At 54.8% G+C, this 3,879-nt stretch carries 4 protein-coding genes and 1 tRNA gene; all 5 read left to right on the top strand.

What is annotated here, in order from left to right; all coding sequences use genetic code 11:
- Nucleotides 1-243: DUF4368 domain-containing protein (locus D1646_RS19675; RefSeq protein ID WP_160638086.1), on the top strand; the 243-nt coding region annotated here is incomplete at its 5' end.
- A 218-nt stretch (nt 244-461) separates the two neighbouring features.
- On the top strand, nt 462-2,105 hold the full coding sequence (locus D1646_RS19670) for a Na/Pi cotransporter family protein (RefSeq protein ID WP_160638087.1): 1,644 nt from the start codon (nt 462-464) through the stop codon (nt 2,103-2,105).
- 95 nt (nt 2,106-2,200) lie between these two features.
- Nucleotides 2,201-2,289 (top strand) — tRNA-Ser (locus D1646_RS19665).
- A 509-nt stretch (nt 2,290-2,798) separates the two neighbouring features.
- Nucleotides 2,799-3,056: a hypothetical protein gene (locus D1646_RS19660; RefSeq protein ID WP_160638085.1), complete on the top strand. Its 258-nt coding sequence runs from the start codon at nt 2,799-2,801 to the stop codon at nt 3,054-3,056.
- 430 nt (nt 3,057-3,486) lie between these two features.
- The coding region (locus D1646_RS19655) for a translation initiation factor 2 (RefSeq protein ID WP_243154258.1) at nt 3,487-3,879 on the top strand (393 nt) is incomplete at its 3' end.

The following is a 3,879-nucleotide window of genomic DNA, read 5'->3' as shown; positions in this document are numbered from 1 at the left end:
AAGTTCATCCAGCGGGCCAGACAGGTGACCCGGCTGACGGAGCTGACGCCTGAAATCGTCCACGAGTTCATTGACAAAATCGTGGTATCCGAGCCGGAGAAGATAGACGGCAAGCGGCATCAGCGGGTGGACATCTACTACAGCACCATCGGTCTTTGGACAGCGCCGGAGCCGGAAACGCTGGAACGGGAATATATGGCCTACTATCAGGCCATGCAGAAACGCAAGAAAAGGACGGCATAGCCGTCCCACATAGAGAAATTTCTTTACAGGTAGCCCGAAGGGTGGCACTTCTTTACGAAGTGCCACCCTTTCGGGCGGTTTTTTCCTGCTCCCGATTAAAATTGTAAAGAACGACACTTGACACTTCCCCTCCTGTCCCCTTATAATTGAAAATGGAAAAATTTCGGATTGCTGAATCGAGAGCAAAACGCGGCTTGCCGCAGAAGGGATATATGCCAATGGATATTTTGGAGTTTTTTGGCCTGTTCGGCGGACTGGCGCTGTTCCTCCATGGAATGCAGATGATGAGCTCCGGTCTGGAGGCCGCAGCCGGTAACCGGATGAAGGCGGTTCTGGAAAAGCTCACCGCCAACCGCTTTATGGGCATTCTGCTGGGCGCGCTGATTACCACCGCCGTCCAGTCCTCTTCCGCCACCACCGTTATGGTGGTCGGATTTGTCAACGCGGGGATTATGAACCTGAACCAGGCGGTCTGGCTGATCTTCGGCGCCAACGTGGGCAAGACCACCACCGGTCTGCTCATCGCCCTGGACGTGGGCGCGCTGGCCCCTATCGTCGCCTTTGTGGGCGTATTTATGATGGTTTTCCTGAAAAAGCCCAGCCTTCAACACATTGGACAGCTGCTGGCCGGCTTGGGCATTTTGTTCATCGGTATGGACATGATGAGCGCCTCTATGGAGCCTCTGCGGGAGGTGCCCGCCTTCGTCAACATGATGGCCACCCTGTCCAACCCCATTCTGGGCATTGCCTTCGGCGCTATTTTCACTGCGCTGATCCAGTCCTCCGCTGCCTCGGTGGGCATTTTGCAGACTCTGGCCGCCGCCGGTGTGGTGGAGTTCTCCGGGGCCGTCTACGTCCTGTTTGGCCAGAATATCGGCACCTGCATCACCGCTGTAATGGCCTCCTTCGGCACCAGCCGGGACGCCAAGCGGGCCACCTGTGTCCACCTGCTGTTTAACGTCATTGGCACTGTGATTTTCACTGTGGTGGTCATGGTCACCCCCCTGGTATCCATCATCGAGTCCACGGTCCCCGGCCCCATGACTCAGATCGCCGTGATGCACGTCTTCTTCAACCTGGCTACCACCATCCTGCTGATCCCCTTTGGCAATATGCTGGCCAAGCTGGCTACCCGCATCCTCCCCGATCTGCCCGAGACCGAAAAGCCAACAGGAATGCGCCTGGCCTATCTGACCCCCCTCACCTCCGGCGGCAAGGACGGCGGTCTGGGCGTGTCCGCCATTGTGGTGGACCAGCTGCGCAATGAGCTGCACCGGATGCTGGAAATGGCCCGCCAAAATGTGGACGCCAGCTTTAAGGCGGTGATGGACCGGGACACAACCCCCCTGGAGCGGGTGGAGCAGCGGGAGCAGTACATAGATTTTCTGAATAAGGAAATTTCCCGCTATATCTCCCACCTGATTGCCATCGAGACCAATGAGCGGGGCTCCAAAATCGTCAGCTGCCTGTTCTCCATCTCCGGCAATATTGAACGCATCGGCGACCATGCCGACAACCTGTCCGGCTACACCAGAATGCTGGTGGAACAGGATATCTCCTTCTCTGAATACGCCTTGGCAGAGATCGGACAAATGCGGAGCGTATCCCTGCGGGCGGTGTCCGCACTGCTGTCCAGCGACGCCGGCAGCCCCGACTGGCTTACTCACGTGGCCCAGATGGAACAGAAAATCGACGATATGACCGCCGACTTCCAGCGGGACCAGCTTGTACGCATGAGAAACGGTATCTGCTCCGACGAGGCCTGTATCCTGTACTCAGAGCTCCTGACCGACTTCGAGCGCATCGGCGACCACGTCCTCAACATCGCCCAGGAGCTGACGAAAGCCAAAACCGCGCTGTAATTTATCCACAAAATCCAGAAAAAACCTTGATTTTTCTGCTCAGTTCTGGTATCCTAAAAAGCGTTCCGCCGGCATCCCGCAGGCGGAACCCATATGCAGCGGTATCGAAGTGGTCATAACGGGGCTGACTCGAAATCAGTTTGGGAGCAATCCCACGTGGGTTCGAATCCCACCCGCTGCGCCAACCTGTGTCGCCAAAAAAGATGCAGGCAAAAAACACCACATAAAAATGTGGTGTTTTTCATTTTCTGAACAGAAATCTCCAAAAAGGCGAGTGAAAAGTTGATACTCGAAATTATTGGAAGCGTTATTTTGAAATAACGTGAGAAAGATGCAAAACGGCCCTGAATTGGCCGATTCTGGAGCCGAAGTGTTTCGAACTCTCAAGCGATACCTTAAACCTCCAAAGACAAAGAAAATCAACCGCTCTTGGCCTGTCGGAAGTAATCCGATGGGCCGGGAGCGGCTTTTTTGTTTTCTATTCCAATTTTAAGGAGAATAATCAAGATGTCTTACCGGAAAGTCTATTTTCGCATTCAAACTTGAGAACTACGTCTCTGGCTGGTTGAGCGATGCCGACAGATCTGCCTTTAAGGAGGAAAGTCGCGCCTGTTCCAAGAGCTGAGCTGGTCACTCGAACCTGGCGGCAATGGAGTCTGCGACACAGTTACCAAGGATCGCCAGGACTTCTATTTGCATCCCACCAGTTTCAGCGGCGTGATGAACGAGGCCAACATCCAGTCCCTGCAGGAGCAGCTGTCAAAAGCGCAAACCTTTCAATGTTACGCATACGACTGTCACGAGGAATATCAGGACCTGAGCGACGAAGCATACCCTACGGCCCTGGAGGCCAAACGGGGGGAGATCACAGACTGGATCCTGGAGCAGTGCAGGACGAAACGCAGTAACCTCTATATTACAGCGCCTGTCGCTGTCCGAGTTGCGGAGTAGTTTGAAATCTGCCGCCTGTGCGACAGGGACAGGCGCAATAAAATCGGACATCAATTCGCAGCCGAGCTGATCGACCAGCTGCTCCAGAAGGGCTGGCTGGTTTCCGCTCAGACATCCCACGGGAAAGGTATCCGAACTGCTTACTGCCAAGGATCGAGGTATTCGTCAGCCTGTAACGCAGGTGGATGGACAGATCACAATAGGATGCGAGGAAAACCAGTCCAATCCCTCTGGAAAAGCTCCAAAAAGAGAAAACCGTCCGCCCCCAGTCTGTAGGAGACGATTCTGCGGACCGGGGGCAGTTTTTCCTCCAACCGTTCTCATTGGTGGTTATGCTTTATTTTCTTCGCAATCGTTGGTGGTTGTGGTAATAGCTTTCGTTTGGCTTTCCAACTATACTTGCTTCACTATCAAGAAAGGGGACAGCAGCATGGAACAGCGAAAAAACTTGTGCGCTCAGGTACCCATCAGCCTTCACAACCGGGTAACAGAGGCTAGGGAGCAGTTGGGCCAGACCACTGCGGAGTACATCACCAACCTTCTCACCGAATACTACGAAATGAAAGAAAATGGAGGTAACACAGCTATGGCGAATGGCAAGAATCGGACCCTGGCCTTCCAGATTGACGAGGACCTGTTCCAGCGAATCAAGGCGCACCTGGAGCGCGAGAGCGCCCGGCTGGGCCGGAAGGTCACCCAGCGGGAGTTCGTCCTGAATGTGATCATCGGGGCCTTAAACATGGCCGAGCCAATGGACGTGGACGAGAGCGGTACCGCCCCCTGTGAGGCTCCGGCGGGCCAGGAGGACCCCCAGCCCATGGAG

Source organism: Pseudoflavonifractor sp. 60 (genome assembly GCF_009911645.1).
In the GTDB taxonomy this organism is placed as follows: Bacteria; Bacillota; Clostridia; order Oscillospirales; family Oscillospiraceae; genus Lawsonibacter.
Note: the sequence above shows the minus strand (reverse complement) of the source record. Positions and strands in the feature narration are given on the sequence as shown.

Bases quoted from the DNA above. Each gene is read 5' to 3' on its own strand.
- D1646_RS19670 (WP_160638087.1), top strand. From the start codon at position 462: ATGGATATTTTGGAGTTTTTTGGCCTGTTCGGCGGACTGGCGCTGTTC.